We start from the raw sequence: 223 nt of genomic DNA on the forward strand, positions 1-223 counted from the left end.
TGTTCAGTCCGGCCCCGGTGAAGGTGACGGTTCCGGTGGGGGTGCCGCTGCCGGGTGCCACTGCGGTGACGGTGGCGCAGACGGTCACGGTCTGGCCGCATACCGAGGGGTCGGGGTCCACCGATACGGTGGTGGTGCTGGCCGCCTGGTTGACCGTCACCTCGAAGGTCCCGGTCGAACCGGTGAAACACGTGTCCCCGTTGTAGATGGCCGTGACCGTGCC

Annotated in this window: 1 pseudogene; it reads right to left on the reverse strand. The window is 68.6% G+C overall.

The window, feature by feature from the left end:
* A pseudogene (locus ACEPPI_RS41135) lies at positions 1-223 on the reverse strand (Ig-like domain repeat protein); the annotation flags it as partial.

Source organism: Streptomyces sp. AB3(2024), assembly GCF_041862025.1.
GTDB lineage: Bacteria > Actinomycetota > Actinomycetes > Streptomycetales > Streptomycetaceae > Streptomyces.